Here is a 17,270-nt window from a genome sequence, read left to right on the forward strand (position 1 = left end):
TTACAGGGGAATTGATATTTTAAGGGAAAAATAAAGGCTGTCGAGATTTTCTCGACAGCCTGAAGATACCAAATGATATTGGTATCTTTTTTGTTTGCACTAGGTTTTATATTGATGTTTTTGCTGAATGACATCTTCTTCATGCTTCCTGCTTCAGAACAGAAAAATGTTTGCTGCTGAAACTGACGGACGGCTTAATGAAAAGCGGTTTTCACAAAGCTTGAGGATTGAAAAGCGTTATTGATTTATTTGTGAAATAACATATCATGGAAGTATAAAATATAATCTCGTTTGGAAGGAGAATGATATGATCATTAAAATGACTCAATTAAATATGAAAGACTTCAATAAACCAAACGAACCTTTCGCTGTTTTTGGGAGAATTGTACCTGCATTTGAAAACAATGTTTGGACATATACCGAGGAACTATTTTCGAAGCCTTATTTCAAGAAGTATGAAGATGACGAAATTGATGCCAGTTACGTTGATGAAGAAGGGAAAGTTGTCTTTTTTTATTATGTTGAAAGCAGCTGCGTCGGCCGGATTAAGCTTCGTTCTAATTGGAATGGGTATGCGCTAATAGAGGACATTGCCGTTGCAAAAGATTATCGGAAAAATGGTGTTGGAACAGCATTGTTACATAAAGCGATTGAATGGGCAAAGGAGAATCACTTGTGCGGTCTAATGCTTGAAACACAAGATATTAATGTTTCAGCTTGTCATTTTTATGCTAAACATCACTTTGTCATAGGTGCGGTCGATACGATGCTTTATTCCAACTTTCCAACAGCAAATGAAATTGCGATTTTTTGGTACTGTAAATTTTAATTGTTGCTTAAGGTTGTATGAGTTTTAATTGAGTGGCATTCAAGTTAAAAAGGGGAAGTCTCAGAAATTATGTCGTTTGAGGCTAAAGATACGTCGATAGAATAAACCGTGAGTAAGAATGTCTGATGTTGTTCGGATCATGAGAAGAATTAATGAAAAATAGAATTGTATTCATATTGTATTTTTTATTGAATAACATAAAATGTAAAAATACTGGTTTTAAGTACATTTATTAAAAAGGGGTTATCATATTGTTAAAAAGGTTTTGTCTGGTTTTTCTTACGCTTATGATGTCTATTGCTGTTGTGCTGGTGGCTGCTAAAGATTCCCCTGGAGATAACGTCATTTCATTTGAGCAGCCTATTCTCTTAGTGATATCAATTGGAATCGTTGTCTTTTTATTCATACCCCCATTAGCCATGTCCTTTTTTGGCCACCGGGTTGTAAGAATCATTTCTGGAGTATATCAATGTTTTATCGTTTTAACTTTTCTGGGGCTCATACCCATTGGATTTCTTATTCCTAATGGTGCTTTGACTATTCTTGTTTCTATTGCAGGAACGTTAGTCAGCATAGCAAGTGTTGTGGTAACCTTACTCATTGGAAGAAATAAAAAAGTTCAATCATAGCTGACAACAAGGTGAGAGGGCTTTATCCTTAATCTCGGGGAAAGAAGCTTTCTTTTTTTTGCAGGTTTATAGGTTGGGGACATTATAGTTCTTATTGACTGATGCTTTTAGGATCGGAAAGCAAAGTTACAGGGCATAATATTCCCTAAATGTCAGAGTGCAAATTGTTCATTTACCCCAAAGTAAGTCCTCTAAGCGATCAGCAGTTTCTTATCCATAAATATCAATGTTGTTTCATAAAAGCATGTCCAAGTCTTCCTTTTGTGATTGCATAATCTTAACCTTAAGCTTAATCTATTGAATACATAATAAAGTTTGAACCTGCCGCTTGATATCGGAGAATAAACAACGATCGTATGTCAAAAATAAAATGAACAGGAGGTTCCTCATGACAAATAACAGAACGAATCCTAAGGTTGACGAATTTTTAAGTAAAGCTGCAACGTGGAAGGACGAATATGAGAAGTTGAGATCCATCGTTCTTGACTGTGAGCTGACCGAAGAATTGAAGTGGATGCATCCTTGTTACACGTTTAATAATAAAAATATCGTTTTAATACATGGATTTAAAGAATATTGCGCGCTTCTGTTTCACAAAGGTGCCTTGCTGCAGGATGCCTATGGGATTCTCATCCAACAAACGGAGAATGTACAGGCGGCGCGCCAGATTCGGTTTACCAATGTCCAGGAAATCGTTGAAATGGAAACCATCTTGAAAGACTATATTCATGAAGCCATTGAAGTTGAAAAGGCCGGGTTGCAAGTGAAAAAGAATACGGAATTGATCATTCCTGAAGAGCTTGAAAACAAATTCGATGAAATTCCCGCCTTAAAAACAGCTTTTGAAGCATTGACCCCGGGGCGGCAAAGAGCATACATTTTTTATTTTTCTCAAGCCAAACAATCAAAAACTAGAGAAGCAAGGGTTGAAAAATATGTGGAGAAAATTCTTGATGGAAAGGGATTAAAGGATTAGTTTATAGTTTGGCTTTCAGGTATTGCTGAGGAATAAATTATGGAAGTTTATTCTGCTCATAAGGCAGAAAAAAACAAGCATAGGAATGATATGCTTGTTTTTCTGAAGACATCATTTACTTTCTGCTGAGATGTTTCTTTAGATTAGCATTGTATACTACTAGACATACAGCGCTATAAAATTCTAAAGCAACACCCAGTAATAAGACGATCCAGCCCAAAGTAACTGATAATGCAACAGTTTGGCTCATAACTAATAGAATGACTCCGACTGATGAAAGAGCCAATAGGATAGGCAGATTTTTAAGCAAGTGATTACACTCCAAACTTTGTAAATATAAAAATAACTAACCATTATTGATAAAAAAGATAGGCGTGAAAAAGTATCATGTGTCTGTTGCAGACACATGATACTGATTAATGAATAATCATAATGTCTATGAGTCGCTTGATTTTTTGATCGTCGCCAGTATTAACGTACACTTTTTTTGTGTTTTTAATGATATTCTCAGTCTCTTTCCGCATGACGCCTTGATCTAAATCAGCTGCGGAATCCCAGCGTAAAGGAACATTGTATATATTGATTGTGCCATCTCCATTGCCGCTATAGGTAACTGATCCATCTACTAACCTGGAACCTGCCAACTGGATCACATCTTCTGGATAGCTGGCACTGGTGTCATCATTAGGATTGATCGGCTCACCAGCTGAAATGTGCCGAACATTCAATTCATCTAATTCTTGGTTGGGCCCAAGTTGCAGCCAAACACGGGCATACTCGATTTTCTCAGATGAATATGCAGCCAATCCATTGCCCTCTTTGCCTTTCTCCACATTTTTTACTTTTTCAGAAGAGGTTTTGCTTGATTCATTCGTTGTGGATTCTTTTGATGCATTTTCAGTTGAAGCCTTAGCTGCGGCTTTTTCTGATTCTGTTGTTGGCTCTGTTTCCTCTTTGCGTATGTTGGTGCTATCTTCAGTCCCATTATCATTTTTGTCAGAATGGGCAGCAGCATCATGTTTTGAAGGCTGTTTTGACTCTTCGTCCTTACTGCCCGTACATCCTGCAAGCAATAAAGCGAGCAGAAGCAAGGCAGCATGACTGTAAAATATCTTGCTAAGTTTCTTCATTCTTTCATTCCTCTCCATTACCTCGGTTTCAGTTTCATCAGTTTATACAACTAAATATTACCATGTAATAGATAGAATTGTATAAAATTTGTTTAAAAGAGGAAACAATTTTTCATCCTAAACGGCTGTCAGCCTTCGTTCACTTCAGATATTGACTGTGATAGAGGAAAACAAACTGGGGAGATTCGATATGAAGCGTCTGTTATTTTTATTTTAATATATAGGCCAGCTAAGAACTGTCGTCGCCATTCTTACCGGTTCAAGGTTTCTTGAATTTTATTAAAAAAAAAGTGTAAAGGCGAATTAGATTTTATTGATTGTAAATGAATGCGCTAAAGGTAAGGCATAAGATGTATAGGAAAACAGATGAAGAAACAGTTAAACGATTAGATTTTAAAATGGAAGGACATGAGGAAGTTATTTTAACAAAAGAAGACAAACCCAGTAATAGGGATCAAAAGAGGGCTGACAATCTCGATTCAATAACCTCTCATTACAATCATAAGAGCCTGGCTATATTGTAGCACCAGACTCTTATCCATTTGACATTATTTTTTTGTGTAACGCACCCAATCGTAATGAGCGTATAGAGGTGTTACACCATTGTAGGAGCCAAGCCAGTCATCGACACCTGCACCATTCCACAAGTTCATCATAATTTTTCCCGGTGTTGTCGGAAGTTGGCTTGTCGCAGTATGTTTTAATTGCCCATCGACGTACCATTTAATAGAGTTTGGCTGCCAATCGAACGCATACGTATGATAGGCATTAGCGGCATCAAATCCGAGATTCACAATTTTCTCATGGTTTCCTGCACCATTTGTATAATAGTTAAATTGAACCTTTGTTGTGTCTTTTCCTAAAAATTCGATATCAATCTCATCCCAAGGAGTTCCATCCGATGGACCTGTGTAAGTGAAGAACGATGAAACGATCCCTGTGTTTTTAGCTGGTTTCATTCTGACTTCGTAAAGCCCGTAGCCATATGTTTGAGCAGAGCGGTTTTCTCCGCAGTCAAACTTGTTATAAGACGGACTTGTCAAAGCCAAACGCAATTCACCTGCTGACGTCATTGATATGTTATTTGCACGCCAAGTGCAGTTGAACATATCTCCGTTTGAGTAACCATCTGCTTTTTGCCATAAGCCGGAGTTATAGCTGTTAAAAGGATCATAAAACGATCCGCCTGTTTGAGCCGAGGCAGTAGAAGTGACTCCAAACAAACTCATAAACAATCCAGTGACAAGAAGTAACAACAATCGTTTCATACGACAAGACATATTGGCATCCCCCTTTATTTGAAAGCGTTTTCCTAAATGATCATACATGATTCTTTGAAAGGGGAACATCGGTCAAATTAATGATAATAACGAATCTTATTTATTGAGAGGATCCGCCTGGGTTTTATTGGGCATTATTCCTATTAAAAATGTTGCAGGCTTAGAGCAACTCAAAATAGACGTATGACGATGAAAGAATGAGGTGGAAAAGTTCATTTAGCAGGTCAAGCAGCGGCCACTGAAAGACAACGGCGTGATTGAGGGATATACATTTAAAGTGAAATTAGGTTGTTAATATATATTGCCTTGCCTATATTTATACAAATAGCATCTATCATCAGCCATACCTGTCATGGATAAAAACACAAGAGAAATATCATCAATCATGATAAAAACAGCGGAGACGGCTGTTAGTTTGAATGCATATTTCCGCCTAATAAATGTTAGATCAGCTGTAAATGATAAATGACCGATTGTGATTAATAAATAGAGACAATAACCCGGGAGGTTGATTGCATCTACACGGACGCATGCAAAAAAACAAGGGCCCCAGACTCTTGGTTTTTTTATGCTTTCATATATTTTACTCCTTACTACTTTGCAAATCGCCGAGCAGCTGCCACGCACATGATCACGGCAATACTCACTGCTACTAGTGCCCAGCCTACTTTTTCGTGCAGGATCATTGAGGCAAGCAGCAGTCCAAATAAGGGCTGAAAAAGCTGAAGCTGTCCAACCGCCGCAATTCCGACTTGGGTAAGGCCTCGATACCAGAACATAAAGCCGATCAGCATGCTGAATAAAGACACATAGGCAAGGCTGAGCAGCGCGGGAGTCCCGGTGCCTGACCATGAGGCCGGTGTAAAAAAGAACGACAATGGCAGCATAAGGGGGAGCGACAGAACGAGTGCCCAAGAGATCACCTGCCAATTGCCCAGACGACGAGCAAAAAAAGAGCCCTTTTACTAGAAACTGTGCAAAGAGAATGAGGAAAGCATGTCAGGATTCGCGGAGAAAACGCCGGGCTTCGGATTCTATTTGACGTTTATTTGCCTTATAGTGAAAAAGAGTGAATTGAGAAGGCGGAGGAACATGGGGTGAAAATTTATCCTGTTTCACTTTCTTATCAAAACAACCCTCCTGCAAAAGCGGTCTCACTTGGATTTGCAGGGGTTTCGGAATGTAACATACGAGAAGGCATAAAAAAACTGAAAGCAGCTTGGAAAGTATGAGGGAGCTTTCAGTTTAGTTTATAATTAAAAAGGACAAGTGCCTATACTGCAGCATTTGTCCTTTGGCACTGCCTCACTATTTTATTTAAGGCTCGTACAAAATCAATTACAAAGTAGAGGTGTAAGCATGAGATTAGATGAGTTTACAATTGGCCAGGTATTCAAAACGAAATCACTAAAGGTAACAAAAGATGATATTATGCGGTTTGCAGGTGAGTTTGACCCTCAATATATGCATGTAAATGAGGAAAAAGCGAGTAAAGGCAGATTTAATGGCATTATCTCTTCTGGAATACAAACGCTGAGCATTTCCATTAAACTTTGGGTTGAAGAAGAGATGTATGGAGACGATGTGATAGCCGGAACAGAAATGAATAACATTAAATTCATAAAACCCGTCTATCCTGATGATGAACTGCATACCATTGTTGAGGTTCTTGATAAGCAGCCAAAGAGAAATGAATTGGGAATACTCACTGTATTATTATCTACTTATAATCATAAAGAAGAAAAAGTATTTGAAGGAGAGTTATCGGTATTAATTAAACAATAACGCGTAAAGCCCGCTATGCTAAAGCGGGCTTATTCAAATACGATGAAAGTTTTTAGCCGATTTCTTTTGAAAAATAGGAGCTTAGCACATCATAAACGATAGGCAAAGAAGTAAACCCCTCATTCTCCAAAAAATGGCCTCCGTGTTGGACTTCATAAAACGCAGCGTCTATTTGTTGTGCCAGCTCCTTGCTCCATGCAAATGGCACAATTTGATCGTCTTTAGAAGCAATGACAGCACGGTGCTTTGCGGACCTGATGATTTTTTGATCATCAAACGATCCCTCTGTAAATTCTTCTAACATCTTTAAATGAGGCAATGATTTGGCAAAGCCGGAAACAAGGATGATTCCGCCAAGCTGTTCGCGCAATTGAGTACGTTCCAAAAATCTCAAAATGGCGGGACACCCTAAACTGTGAGCCACGACATACGTATTTTCATGTAAAGTGTGTTGATAAGAAGCGAGTGTATCCAGCCAATCTTCAAGTCTGGGCTCAAGCGGGTTGGGCATGTCTAAAATTTCGGCTTGAATCCCGTCTGCGAGCAGTCGTTTTTTCAGCCATGGAAACCAATGGTTTGCCGAAGAGGCTCTGTAACCATGAATGATATAGACTTGTTTTGTCATTATTTCCTCCTAACAAAGTATTTTTATGTAGTATAAAATTCCTCTCATTAGAAGACAAGTACGCACTTTTTTGTAAGTGGTTTTTATTCAAGAGGTGCGCCTTGCGTTATTCCCCATTTGCACATCTCATCTAAAAGGGGATTCAATGACAGCCCTTTGTCTGATAACGAATACTCTACTTTGAGGGGGATTTGTGAAACCTCTGTCCGATGAATAAGGCCGTCGGTTTGCAATTCCTTGAGCTGTGAGCTTAACATTTTATGGGTGATTAAAGGCATAGCCCGTTTCAGCTCGCCGTATCTCATCGTTTTTTCACATCCTAACTCATACAGAATTCTCATTTTCCATTTGCCGCCTATAAGAGATAAGGTGTATTCAAATGGGGCTTGTTTACTGCGGCATAAGTTATTCAAGGAAATCAAACCTCCTTTTTAATAAGTATAATATCAGAATGAATCAGGATTTTCGGTGTTCTGATCCGAAAGCGTACTTGTTTGAGGATCTAGTGCGCGCAAAGAGGTTTATGAAGGATAACGAAGAATGTAAGTTCTTTTGTATTTTTGCTATAAACAGGATGCTGGATTTCATCTGCAGCAGGTACATGTTGAATGTTCTAATTCATAAAGGGTTACCTTATCTTTATGATTTATTATTCTTTGGTTGAGATATGGGATAAAGCGGTATAAGAGGAGTCCTTCTTACAAACTGAACAAATCTATTATGGTATAGTTACATATAACGAAATATTTAAGAAATGAGGAATGGTATGAATACAATCAAAAAACATAAGAAATTTAAAGCAAAAATGATTCTGCAAGTTATCATGGTCATTATCGGGGGAATTATAGCGGCATATGGATTAGAAACAGTGCTCATTCCAAATAGTGTCTCTGATGGAGGAGTGACAGGTCTCAGCATTGTTGGTTCACAGCTATTCCATTTGCCGCTGGGGATTCTGATTGCGATTATCAATATTCCATTTGTCTGGTTAGGATATAAACAAATTGGGAAAGGCTTTGCGTTATTATCCATTCTCGGCATCGTATCACTTGCCGCGGGGACAAGCTTTTTTCACCACACTCCGGCTATCATAGAGGGAGACACTTTGTTAATTACCGTTGTCGGCGGGATTATCCTTGGTTTCGGAATGGGCTTGGCGCTGCGTAATGGCGGCGCGTTAGATGGAATTGATATGCTAGCTGTGCTGCTATCCCGCAAACTGCCATTTGGAACGAGCGATCTTATTCTATTCTTAAACCTTTTTGTGTTTATTTTTGTTTCCACAGTATTTGGTTTGCAAGGGGCATTGCTTTCAGTCATTGCTTACTACATCGCATCCAAAGTCATTCATGTCGTTGAGGAAGGCTTAAGCGGTTCTAAAACGTTTCAAATTATTACCGCCGAGCCTGCATTAATGGTAGAGACCATACGTGATGAATTAGGACGAAGCGCCACATACAAAGAAGCTTACGGGGGCTTTTCCCACGAGAAATTTCAAGAAATCACTTGTGTCATCAACCGATTAGAAGAAACCAAACTAAAGGAAATAATTAATGATATTGATAAAAGTGCCTTTGTTACTGTCTACGACGTAGCTGAAGTGAAAGGCAGCAATTTTAGAAAACACAATGCTCATTAGAAAAAGGAATGGCCTTTTCACAGTGACACTCAGAAAAGGCTTTTGCCGTCAATGAAGCTCGGCCGCATATATAGAAATACCAAGGGTTTTGAGACCCTTGGTATTTTTATTTCTCTGAGATGAAATAAAGCAAAGCGATGACCGGAAAAGCGATTCCAATCCATAATGCCGCACTCCATCCGCCTGAGGCATAGGCCCACCCCCCAATTGATGACCCTATAGCGCCGCCAAGAAAGAAGATTGCCATGAATAATCCGTTTAATCGGCTGCGGATTTCAGGCGCCAACGAAAAAATAGCACGTTGACTGAGCACGAGATTGGCGGATACGCCCATATCCAACAGAATAGCCGCGGCCGCTAGAACTGTTATACCAACGGGGGAGCTGCTCTGAATCATGAGCGGCAATAATAAAGAAACGATGACAACACTGAGAGCGATTCCAGTGGCAATCCGGGTCAATCCGCGATCAGCCAAACGGCCGCCTATAGGGGCAGCGGCTGCACCCGCAATGCCCACTAATGCGTACAGTGCTATTGCCTTCTGAGAAAAATGAAAAGCAGGACCGGATAATAATAAAGGAACAGTCGTCCAGAACAAGCTGAAAGCTCCAAATACAAACGCATGGTAGATGGCGCGGCGGCGTAAGACTGGAGTCGTCTTCAGCAGCCTCCACATTGAACCGAGTAAGGCGGTATAGTTTGTATGTGCGGTTGGTTTTCTGGCAGGAAGCACTTTTGCTAATACGATTGCCAGGACAACACTTACCGCGGCGGACAAAGCAAATATTGCATTCCATCCCCAGATATCAGCGACTAGACTGGATATCGGGCGAGAAAGCATGATACCGAGCAATAGGCCGCTCATGACATTGCCGACCACTCGGCCCCGCGCAGCGTCTGACGAAAGGTATGAAGCATATGGAACAAGCACTTGGGCTGCGACCGATCCCAATCCGATGAAAAACGCAGCAGCTAAAAACAGTGTGCCATGCTTTACAAACGCCGTTAGTGTCAAAGCTGCTGCGCTTAGAAGCAGAGATACAACGACGAGTTTTTTGTTTTCGATCATATCTCCCAAAGGGACAAGAAATAGTAAGCCGGCAACGTATCCGATTTGGGTGAGTGTGACAATCAATCCAGCACCGCTCGGAGAAATTCCAATTGCCGCACTAATTAATCCTACCAAGGGTTGTGCGTAGTAAAGATTAGCGACAATGATACCGCATGCAGTTGCGAGAAGAAGGGTTAAACTGGGTGAGATTCTCTTATCTGCTTTTTGTTTGTTTAATGTAGCCATATGAATGAACTCCTTTTTAATGATTTTATGATGTTTGATACATAATTTGCTGATTCTTCTCCTCTCCATAGATTTTTAGTGATAAGGTTTTGCGGAGTGTTGAGCATTTTATAAACTAAACGTTCAGTTTTATTTATAAGTGAATGATAAACTAAACGTTCAGTTTTGTAAATGGGTTTCTGTTTTATTTTTTTATCATGTTAAGTATACTGAACGTATCGTTTATATTTCGGGAAGGAATGATTGATGTGCAGAGTAAACGAGGGCGGCCGCGTGATGAAGGAACACATAAGGCGATTCTTTCTGCGGCCTATGACCTCTTGCTGGAAAAAGGCTTTGATGCGGTGACAGTCGATAAAATTGCAGAGCGCGCGAAAGTGAGTAAAGCAACGATTTATAAATGGTGGGCAAACAAAGCTGCCGTTATCATGGACAGCTTTCTTTCGACTGCTACGGAAAGACTGCCAGTGCCTGATACAGGATCAACTGTACATGATATATCGATCCACGCCGCGAATTTAGCAAGGTTTTTGACAAGCCGGGAAGGTACCGTTATTAAGGAATTAATAGGTGCGGGGCAGCTGGATGCCAAATTGGCAGAAGAATATCGCACACGATTTTTCCAGCCCCGCCGCCTTCAAGCTAAAGGCCTTCTGGAAAAGGGAATTCATAAAGGTGAATTGAGAGAGAATCTTGATATTGAAGTAAGTATTGATCTCATTTACGGACCGATTTTCTATCGCCTGCTTGTTACAGGGGACGAGGTCAATGATGCCTATGTGCATGATTTGGTGATGAATGCGTTTAAGGGAGTTCAAGCTACGTGAATCGTGTAGAGAGGAGTCCGTTCTTACATTTCTGTTCCATACGTGTCAATTTGATTGCCTTAACTTAAATAGGGTGATGAGCTTCTTTCCCATGCTATTTCGATGCCCGCGGGCATCTTTTTTTCTTACCAATTGATTAACTTTATAGAGAATTCGTGAATGAGGACAGAAGAGGGCAATGGCGGTTATGATTCAATAAATGATTCATGTCCCAGGTTGATACATTGCAATTGAATCGATCACGAGGACGAATTGTTACATCACATCAAACAAAAGGAAACTCAAGTGTGTTGCCAGTAAGGAGGCTTTGGATTGACTTCAGTGATTTTGGCGGTATTCATTTTTTTCTTAACTTTAGTATTGGTCATATGGCAGCCGAGAAACTTATCTATAGGGTGGTCAGCCTGCGGAGGAGCTATCTTGGCTCTAATTGCCGGAGTTGTTACTTTACATGATGTATTAACTGTGACCGGGATTGTTTGGAATGCGACATTGGCATTTGTGGCCATCATTATTATATCCTTAATCTTAGATAACATCGGTTTCTTTGAATGGGCAGCGCTTCATATGGCTAAGGCCGCAAAAGGAAGCGGTGTGCGCATGTTCGTTTATGTATCTATATTAGGCGCTATCGTCGCCGCATTATTTGCAAATGACGGTGCCGCTCTTATCTTGACACCGATTGTATTAGCGATGGTCAGAGCTTTAAACTTCAATGAAAAATTGGTTTTTCCCTTTATCATTGCCAGCGGGTTTATAGCAGATACGACCTCACTTCCATTAGTCGTGAGCAATTTGGTCAACATCGTTTCAGCGGATTATTTTCATATTACGTTTATTGATTATGCATCCAGAATGATTGTCCCGAACTTGTTCTCGCTGCTGGCGAGCATCATTGTACTTTACCTTTTCTTTAGAAAAAGCATACCAAAACATTATGATCTGACTGAGGTGAAAAACCCTGCTGATGTCATAAAAGATCATAACATGTTCAAGCTATCGTGGTATATATTAGGGCTGTTGTTAGTTGGATACTTTGCAAGTGAATTCTTATCTATCCCTGTATCAGTGGTAGCCGGTATCATTGCACTCTTTTTCTTAATTGCTGCAAAAAAGAGTCCAGCCGTTCATACAAAAAAAGTGCTGAAGGACGCGCCATGGGCTATCGTGTTCTTTTCAATTGGCATGTACGTTGTTGTGTACGGTGTCCGTAATGCTGGATTGACAGATGTGCTTTCAGATGTGATTCAAACCGCGGGTGATCAAGGAGTGTTTGCGGGTACGATTGGAATGGGCTTTATCGCGGCGATTCTTTCTTCCGTGATGAATAACTTGCCGACTGTCATGATTGATGCATTGGCAATTGCCGGCACAGATACACATGGGATGATGAGAGAAGCGCTCATATACGCAAATGTTATCGGTTCAGATTTGGGACCTAAAATAACGCCGATTGGTTCCTTGGCGACATTATTATGGCTCCATGTCCTCTCGCAAAAAGGTGTGAAGATTTCCTGGGGAACGTATTTTAAAACAGGAATCATTCTTACAATTCCAACATTATTGATTACACTTGTCGGCCTGTATCTTTGGCTGATGATGATTCATTCATGTTTCTAAAAGGAGAAAATGGACATGCCAAAGAAAACATTTTACTTTCTATGCACAGGAAACTCCTGCCGCAGTCAAATGGCTGAAGGGTGGGGGTAAAGCACCTCGGAGATGAGTGGAATGTGTACAGCGCGGGAATCGAGGCTTATGGATTACATCCTCGTGCTGTCAAAGCAATGAAAGAAGCGGGGATTGATATTTCCAAATGTAAAACGTGAGCATTGGGGATTTAATAATCCGGCAAAAACGCAGGGAACAGACGAAGAAAAATGGGCGTTTTTCCAAAGAGTCCGTGATGAAATTGGAGGTAAAACAGTTTGCTGAAACTGGGGAATAAAAATATTAGATATACTCAGCATTTATGAAAAAATTGGTGAGCCCATCAATTGCTGTTCAACAGGTGGGCTCAGTGCAGGCACCTGTTTTTTATTTGACTTGTCTGAGTTCTGAACCGCCGCTTAAAAGCTGAGACAAAGGAAAATTGATTTTGTTAACAGAATGATGAAGGAGACGCTGTTTGAGAGGAGTTGTCGGTTTGCAGGAATTAGCAAAAGAAAAATATAACGGCATAAAAACATTGTTTGATGAATCATTTTGTCCCACATTTGTCTATGCAATATTAGAACAAACCATTCCGGGAGTTGTTTATACAGATGACCAAACATCCCCTAGATCGTTTTTTATAGGAACTGAATCAGGAATTTATTTTATTGCGGGAGACCAAGGGAATCAAGTTTTTAATGATTTCATTGCTGAATATTATGAACAACAAGCGAAATCAACAAAAAGGTTTACCCTGTTTTCTGCTAATGATACATGGGATCAAGTATTGAAAACAATACTGAAAGACGATTTGAATCAAATGAAAAGAATGGCATTTTCCTTTCAGCAAAAACCTTCTAAAACAGCTTTGAAACTTCCAAAGGAGTTTGTATTGAAAAGAATAGATGAAGACATGATTTCAAACAGCACAGTGTTTAACAGTGCTTATTACGAGGAGTATTGGAATTCTGTCTCACATTTTTCTTCAAAAGGTTTTGGATTTGCCGTATTACATGGCCATCATGTTGTGAGTGAGTGCACCTCTATATTCTTAGGGGGGAATCGGGCAGAAATGGATATCTATACACTTGAAGAATATAGAGGCATGGGGTTAGCGTATTGTGCAGGCAGCAAGTTTATCGAATGTTGTCTGGAAAATGGGATGGCTCCCATTTGGGATTGTGATGTTTGCAACAAGTCGTCCATAACACTAGCAGCTAAACTAGGATTTAAGCCGGCAGCTGAATACTCTATTTACTACTCTGGATAATCTTAATGAAAGAACCTTAAAGGAGATACCAAACGATGTTGGTATCTTTTTTTGTTTTAGATTTTTTTAACCCTTTTAGCAGAAAAATGGGTGAAGGAAATCTTATTCGATTTATTTATTTTTAGGTAGGTAAAACACACGCCGCTGACTGTAACCATCCCGCCCAGCAGAGAAAGAAATGCAGGTATTTCGCCTATCCATACCCATGAAATGACCAAGGCCAAAGCCGGTGTTACATAAAGAGAAAGAGTTGCTTCTGAAGCGCCGACGAGCGAAGTGACATATGCTAGTGCGAAGTAAGGAATAACCGTGGGCAATAATCCCAAGTAAACGATAGACAAAGTTGCGCTTGTTGAAGCGTTTATCATCTCTCCGCCTAAGCCTGGCAGAAACACAAGCATAGGTATTGTTCCGCCCCAAATGGTGAATGTAACGAATGGGATAAAACCATATTTTTCTATATAGCGGGCTTGAAACACGAAATAAAAACTCTCCGAAAAGGCTGCCAGCAGGATGAACAAGATACCACTCATTGAATACGTAAAGTCTCCTGACCCAAATGCAATCAATAATACACCCACTAAACTGATCATAGAACCAAGCCATTTCGTAAATCCAAAATGCTCTCTAAAAAACAGGCGGGATAGCATGGCTGAAAAGATCGGTGCCATGGTGACGAGCAAGCTTGCAACCCCGGCACTCACTGTTTTTTCACCGATGTTCAGCAACATGTGATAGAGTGCAAAACCTAAAAACCCTAAAAGAAAAATGGCAGGAATGTCTTTCATGTCAGGTAAGCGCATCTGAGTCAAAACAGCAAAAAGGAATAATGCCATAGAGGCGATTAACAAACGAAATAAAGCAAGGTGTTCTGGTGTATAACCTTCCAGACCTGCACGAATTCCCGGAAAAGCTGATGCCCACAAACCGATCATCAGACTGTAAGATATGATAATTTGAACTGTTTTCTTTCGCATCTTTCTCTCTCCTCTTTACAAAAACCAACCGGTTATTTAATGTGTTTCTATACTAATAAAGATTTGGTGATATGGCTTCAACCAGTTCAATAGATTATGACCCAACCAATTTAGTTTGAAGGAGACTGCTTTCATGAACGACCCAGAAGAAAAAAAGATGAAAAATCTACCTAAGTACAGACAAATCGTTCATTTTATTAAGGAGAAAATCGGAAATGGAGAGTGGCCGATTGGAAGCAAGATTCCAAGCCAGCGCACGCTCGCAAAAGACTTTCAGGTAAATCGAAGCACGGTCATTACGGCCTTAGAGGAATTAATGGCAGATGGGTTAATAGAAGGCAGAATGGGGAAAGGGACAGTTGTTATCAACAATACATGGACACTTTTGGCTAAGAATTCTGCGCCTAATTGGGATCAATATGTAACCTCAGGAATCCAGCGGCCCAGCCAAAAAATCGTTCAAGAGATCAATCAATCAGAATCAAATACAGATCTTATACAGCTCAGCAAAGGCGAACTTTCAGCTGAGATTTTTCCTTTGGATGTTATGAAAAAGATGATGGGGCAGGTATCTCAAAACATGGAAGCATTCGGATATGAGGAACCAAAAGGTTATTTTCCATTAAGAGGGGCCCTAAGCAGCTATTTAAGAACCATTGGGATCAATGCCTCCCCATCTTCCATTCTGATTGTGTCGGGAGCGTTGCAAGCTCTGCAGCTGATATCAATGGGGCTTTTGCAAAGAGGATCAACCGTATATCTTGATCAGCCATCCTACCTTTATTCATTGCATGTGTTTCAATCTGCCGATATGAAACTAACGGGCCTTCCTATGGATCAAGACGGGCTTTTGCCGGAAAATATTCACATGCCAAGAGGGGAACGGGGAAGGTCTATCTTATATACAAATCCTTGTTTTCATAATCCGACCGGTATTTTAATGTCAAAAAAACGGCGGGAAGAAATCCTTGCAGCGAGTGAGAATACACAGCTTCCCATTATTGAAGATGACATTTATCGTGAGTTATGGATCGATGAAATTCCGCCATTTCCTATTAAAACAATAGATAAAAATGGGCATGTGCTTTACATAGGCAGTTTATCGAAAACATTGAGCCCAGGCTTGAGGATTGGGTGGATCGTCGGTCCGGAACCAGTGATAGAACGTTTATCCGATATTAAAATGCAAACAGATTACGGATCCAGTTCGTTATCCCAGAGAGTAGCGGCAGAGTGGTTTACAACAGGCCAATACCAGCTGCATGTGGAAAAGGTTAGGCAGCAATTAAAGCTGAGAAGAGAATTGGCCTTGAGTGCATTAGGAACTCATTTGAAAGATGTTGCGACATGGAATATCCCAAAGGGAGGATTCTTTATCTGGATAAAAGTATTGCCTTCAATATCAATGAAATTACTTTATGCGAAAGCTTTGTCAAAAGGGATTCTTCTCAATCTAGGCAGTATCTATGCTCAGGAAAAAGGGAATTATGTTCGCTTATCATATGCCTATGCGTCACTTGAAGACCTTCAAAAGGGGATCTATGAATTGGGCTTAATGATAAAAGAATTGGCAAGTAAGTAACTCTATCCTTAAATGGATGTTCTAAAAAAGAGACCAAGCCTGATGATGGCTTGGTTTTGAAAAGGTAAGAAAGGTCATGTTTCTGAACGAAAGGTTTTTCCTCTTTCTCTTCCTAAACCAAAATAATGTCTAAAATTATAAATAAGAGGACTCCATTTAGAAGGGTTTATATGATTTTCATTCAAAATGATCCTTTCCTCGGCGTGAAAATGCAATGCCTGCGTCTCTACAATCGCAAAAGATGAATCATATTCTGGAATGCGAATATGTTTGACTTCGGCTTCAATTTGGATAGGGCATTCTTGAATTCGTGTTGGTAATACTGTTTTTGATTGTAAAGGAGTTAACCCTGCCGCCTCGTATTTTTCTTTTTTATAGGCAAACCCGAGCTGTTTCTTCAGAGGCGGTATACTCTTTTTTCCGCTATAAGATGAAATTCTTTCAACGTGTTCCCACAGTTCAGGGCCAGGCAAGTTGATGACACATTCATTGTGTCTTTCTAAATTTTCAATGGCTTTTCCTCCCAGCCCTACTCCGAGGACAATATAGTTTCCAAGAGCCCAGGAAGAAGACATAGGGCTGATATTAGTTGTTCCATCCTCATTCAGTGTGGTAAGAAGAAATGCAGGGGTGCCATAATACATGATTGTTGGTTTGATTTCTTTAAAATGCAGAGTGTCTTGTTTTTCAATATCCAACGCTTATTCCTCCTTGTCATGATTCCATTCCTATTGTAAAGGTTTAACATTTCAACTATCATCGAAATATGAA

Annotated in this window: 16 protein-coding genes and 5 pseudogenes; 13 read left to right on the forward strand and 8 right to left on the reverse strand. The window is 40.0% G+C overall.

From position 1 onward, the window contains the following. Positions 1 to 307 precede the first annotated feature (307 nt). The 3 genes from satA to V756_RS0106425 all read left to right on the forward strand — a co-directional run bounded on the left by satA (position 308) and on the right by V756_RS0106425 (position 2,434). The gene (gene satA, locus V756_RS0106415) at positions 308 to 829 is read left to right on the forward strand and encodes a streptothricin N-acetyltransferase SatA (protein ID WP_024713960.1); all 522 of its coding nucleotides are present in this window, start codon (positions 308 to 310) and stop codon (positions 827 to 829) included. Between the two features lie 251 nt (positions 830 to 1,080). Further along, on the forward strand, positions 1,081 to 1,458 hold the full coding sequence (locus tag V756_RS0106420) for a YdeH family membrane protein (RefSeq protein ID WP_024713961.1): 378 nt from the start codon (positions 1,081 to 1,083) through the stop codon (positions 1,456 to 1,458). Between the two features lie 388 nt (positions 1,459 to 1,846). Then, positions 1,847 to 2,434: a YdeI/OmpD-associated family protein gene (locus V756_RS0106425; protein ID WP_024713962.1), complete on the forward strand. Its 588-nt coding sequence runs from the start codon at positions 1,847 to 1,849 to the stop codon at positions 2,432 to 2,434. Positions 2,435 to 2,850: 416 nt separating this feature from the next. Here the strand turns inward: V756_RS0106425 and V756_RS0106430 are convergent, their stop codons facing one another. After that, on the reverse strand, positions 2,851 to 3,564 hold the full coding sequence (locus V756_RS0106430; protein ID WP_024713963.1) for a YdeJ family lipoprotein: 714 nt from the start codon (positions 3,562 to 3,564) through the stop codon (positions 2,851 to 2,853). 548 nt (positions 3,565 to 4,112) lie between these two features. Further along, entirely contained in the window at positions 4,113 to 4,844 is a 732-nt protein-coding gene (gene bglS / locus V756_RS0106440; RefSeq protein ID WP_024713964.1) for a beta-glucanase, read from the reverse strand. A gap of 183 nt (positions 4,845 to 5,027) precedes the next feature. On the opposite strand from bglS, the pseudogene V756_RS1000000124320 reads away from it, so the two are divergent. Next, positions 5,028 to 5,255: pseudogene (locus V756_RS1000000124320) on the forward strand (Lrp/AsnC family transcriptional regulator); the annotation flags it as partial. 182 nt (positions 5,256 to 5,437) lie between these two features. Here V756_RS1000000124320 and V756_RS01000000121955 read toward each other — a convergent pair. Then, positions 5,438 to 5,794: pseudogene (locus V756_RS01000000121955) on the reverse strand (EamA family transporter); the annotation flags it as partial. Here V756_RS01000000121955 and V756_RS1000000123335 point away from each other — a divergent pair. Both V756_RS1000000123335 and V756_RS0106455 read left to right on the forward strand, forming a co-directional pair. Then, a pseudogene (locus V756_RS1000000123335) lies at positions 5,792 to 6,076 on the forward strand (MocR-like pyridoxine biosynthesis transcription factor PdxR); the annotation flags it as partial. The pseudogenes V756_RS01000000121955 and V756_RS1000000123335 sit on opposite strands and share 3 nt — an antisense overlap. 127 nt (positions 6,077 to 6,203) lie before the next feature. Continuing rightward, the gene (locus V756_RS0106455) at positions 6,204 to 6,629 is read left to right on the forward strand and encodes a MaoC family dehydratase (RefSeq protein ID WP_024713966.1); all 426 of its coding nucleotides are present in this window, start codon (positions 6,204 to 6,206) and stop codon (positions 6,627 to 6,629) included. Positions 6,630 to 6,681: 52 nt separating this feature from the next. Here the strand turns inward: V756_RS0106455 and V756_RS0106460 are convergent, their stop codons facing one another. Beyond that, complete coding sequence (locus V756_RS0106460) at positions 6,682 to 7,254, reverse strand: alpha/beta hydrolase (protein ID WP_024713967.1); 573 nt, start codon at positions 7,252 to 7,254, stop codon at positions 6,682 to 6,684. A gap of 83 nt (positions 7,255 to 7,337) precedes the next feature. Further along, positions 7,338 to 7,667, reverse strand: coding sequence for a winged helix-turn-helix transcriptional regulator (locus tag V756_RS0106465; protein ID WP_024713968.1), 330 nt, complete (start codon positions 7,665 to 7,667; stop codon positions 7,338 to 7,340). 353 nt (positions 7,668 to 8,020) lie between these two features. Here V756_RS0106465 and V756_RS0106470 point away from each other — a divergent pair, with 353 nt between their 5' ends. Then, positions 8,021 to 8,893, forward strand: coding sequence for a YitT family protein (locus tag V756_RS0106470; RefSeq protein ID WP_024713969.1), 873 nt, complete (start codon positions 8,021 to 8,023; stop codon positions 8,891 to 8,893). Positions 8,894 to 8,999: 106 nt separating this feature from the next. On the opposite strand, the gene V756_RS0106475 is transcribed toward V756_RS0106470, so the two are convergent. Further along, positions 9,000 to 10,190, reverse strand: coding sequence for an MFS transporter (locus V756_RS0106475; protein WP_024713970.1), 1,191 nt, complete (start codon positions 10,188 to 10,190; stop codon positions 9,000 to 9,002). Positions 10,191 to 10,438: 248 nt separating this feature from the next. Between V756_RS0106475 and V756_RS0106480 the strand changes: the two genes are divergently transcribed. The 5 genes and pseudogenes from V756_RS0106480 (at position 10,439) to V756_RS0106495 (ending at position 13,940) form a co-directional block, all read left to right on the forward strand. Continuing rightward, positions 10,439 to 11,017 (forward strand): TetR/AcrR family transcriptional regulator, encoded by a 579-nt coding sequence (locus tag V756_RS0106480; protein ID WP_024713971.1) that lies wholly within the window; start codon positions 10,439 to 10,441, stop codon positions 11,015 to 11,017. Positions 11,018 to 11,169: 152 nt separating this feature from the next. Then, positions 11,170 to 11,317, forward strand: a pseudogene (aseR, locus tag V756_RS1000000123340) (metal-responsive transcriptional regulator AseR); the annotation flags it as partial. A 12-nt stretch (positions 11,318 to 11,329) separates the two neighbouring features. Then, a complete protein-coding gene (locus V756_RS0106485) occupies positions 11,330 to 12,637 on the forward strand; it encodes an arsenical efflux pump membrane protein ArsB (protein ID WP_024713972.1) in 1,308 nt (435 codons plus the stop codon). A gap of 15 nt (positions 12,638 to 12,652) precedes the next feature. Next, positions 12,653 to 12,965: pseudogene (locus V756_RS01000000121965) on the forward strand (arsenate reductase/protein-tyrosine-phosphatase family protein). Positions 12,966 to 13,163: 198 nt separating this feature from the next. Further along, positions 13,164 to 13,940, forward strand: a complete 777-nt coding sequence (locus tag V756_RS0106495) for a GNAT family N-acetyltransferase (protein WP_024713973.1) — start codon at positions 13,164 to 13,166, stop codon at positions 13,938 to 13,940. A gap of 56 nt (positions 13,941 to 13,996) precedes the next feature. On the opposite strand, the gene V756_RS0106500 is transcribed toward V756_RS0106495, so the two are convergent. Beyond that, a complete protein-coding gene (locus V756_RS0106500; protein ID WP_024713974.1) occupies positions 13,997 to 14,917 on the reverse strand; it encodes a DMT family transporter in 921 nt (306 codons plus the stop codon). A gap of 133 nt (positions 14,918 to 15,050) precedes the next feature. Between V756_RS0106500 and V756_RS0106505 the strand changes: the two genes are divergently transcribed. Then, the gene (locus V756_RS0106505) at positions 15,051 to 16,499 is read left to right on the forward strand and encodes an aminotransferase-like domain-containing protein (protein WP_024713975.1); all 1,449 of its coding nucleotides are present in this window, start codon (positions 15,051 to 15,053) and stop codon (positions 16,497 to 16,499) included. Positions 16,500 to 16,573: 74 nt separating this feature from the next. Here V756_RS0106505 and V756_RS0106510 read toward each other — a convergent pair whose 3' ends face one another. Next, positions 16,574 to 17,197 (reverse strand): flavin reductase family protein, encoded by a 624-nt coding sequence (locus V756_RS0106510; RefSeq protein WP_024713976.1) that lies wholly within the window; start codon positions 17,195 to 17,197, stop codon positions 16,574 to 16,576. Positions 17,198 to 17,270: the final 73 nt, after the last annotated feature.

It is taken from the genome of Bacillus tequilensis KCTC 13622 (genome assembly GCF_000507145.1).
GTDB lineage: Bacteria > Bacillota > Bacilli > Bacillales > Bacillaceae > Bacillus > Bacillus tequilensis.

What these genes read in the sequence shown, in the direction of transcription:
- V756_RS0106470 (WP_024713969.1), top strand. Translation starts at nt 8,021, where the DNA reads ATGAATACAATCAAAAAACATAAGAAATTTAAAGCAAAAATGATTCTG.
- V756_RS0106500 (WP_024713974.1), bottom strand. Translation starts at nt 14,917, where the DNA reads ATGCGAAAGAAAACAGTTCAAATTATCATATCTTACAGTCTGATGATC.
- V756_RS0106475 (WP_024713970.1), bottom strand. Translation starts at nt 10,190, where the DNA reads ATGGCTACATTAAACAAACAAAAAGCAGATAAGAGAATCTCACCCAGT.
- V756_RS0106460 (WP_024713967.1), bottom strand. Translation starts at nt 7,254, where the DNA reads ATGACAAAACAAGTCTATATCATTCATGGTTACAGAGCCTCTTCGGCA.
- bglS (WP_024713964.1), bottom strand. Translation starts at nt 4,844, where the DNA reads ATGTCTTGTCGTATGAAACGATTGTTGTTACTTCTTGTCACTGGATTG.
- V756_RS0106455 (WP_024713966.1), top strand. Translation starts at nt 6,204, where the DNA reads ATGAGATTAGATGAGTTTACAATTGGCCAGGTATTCAAAACGAAATCA.
- V756_RS0106430 (WP_024713963.1), bottom strand. Translation starts at nt 3,564, where the DNA reads ATGAAGAAACTTAGCAAGATATTTTACAGTCATGCTGCCTTGCTTCTG.
- satA (WP_024713960.1), top strand. Translation starts at nt 308, where the DNA reads ATGATCATTAAAATGACTCAATTAAATATGAAAGACTTCAATAAACCA.
- V756_RS0106425 (WP_024713962.1), top strand. Translation starts at nt 1,847, where the DNA reads ATGACAAATAACAGAACGAATCCTAAGGTTGACGAATTTTTAAGTAAA.
- V756_RS0106505 (WP_024713975.1), top strand. Translation starts at nt 15,051, where the DNA reads ATGAACGACCCAGAAGAAAAAAAGATGAAAAATCTACCTAAGTACAGA.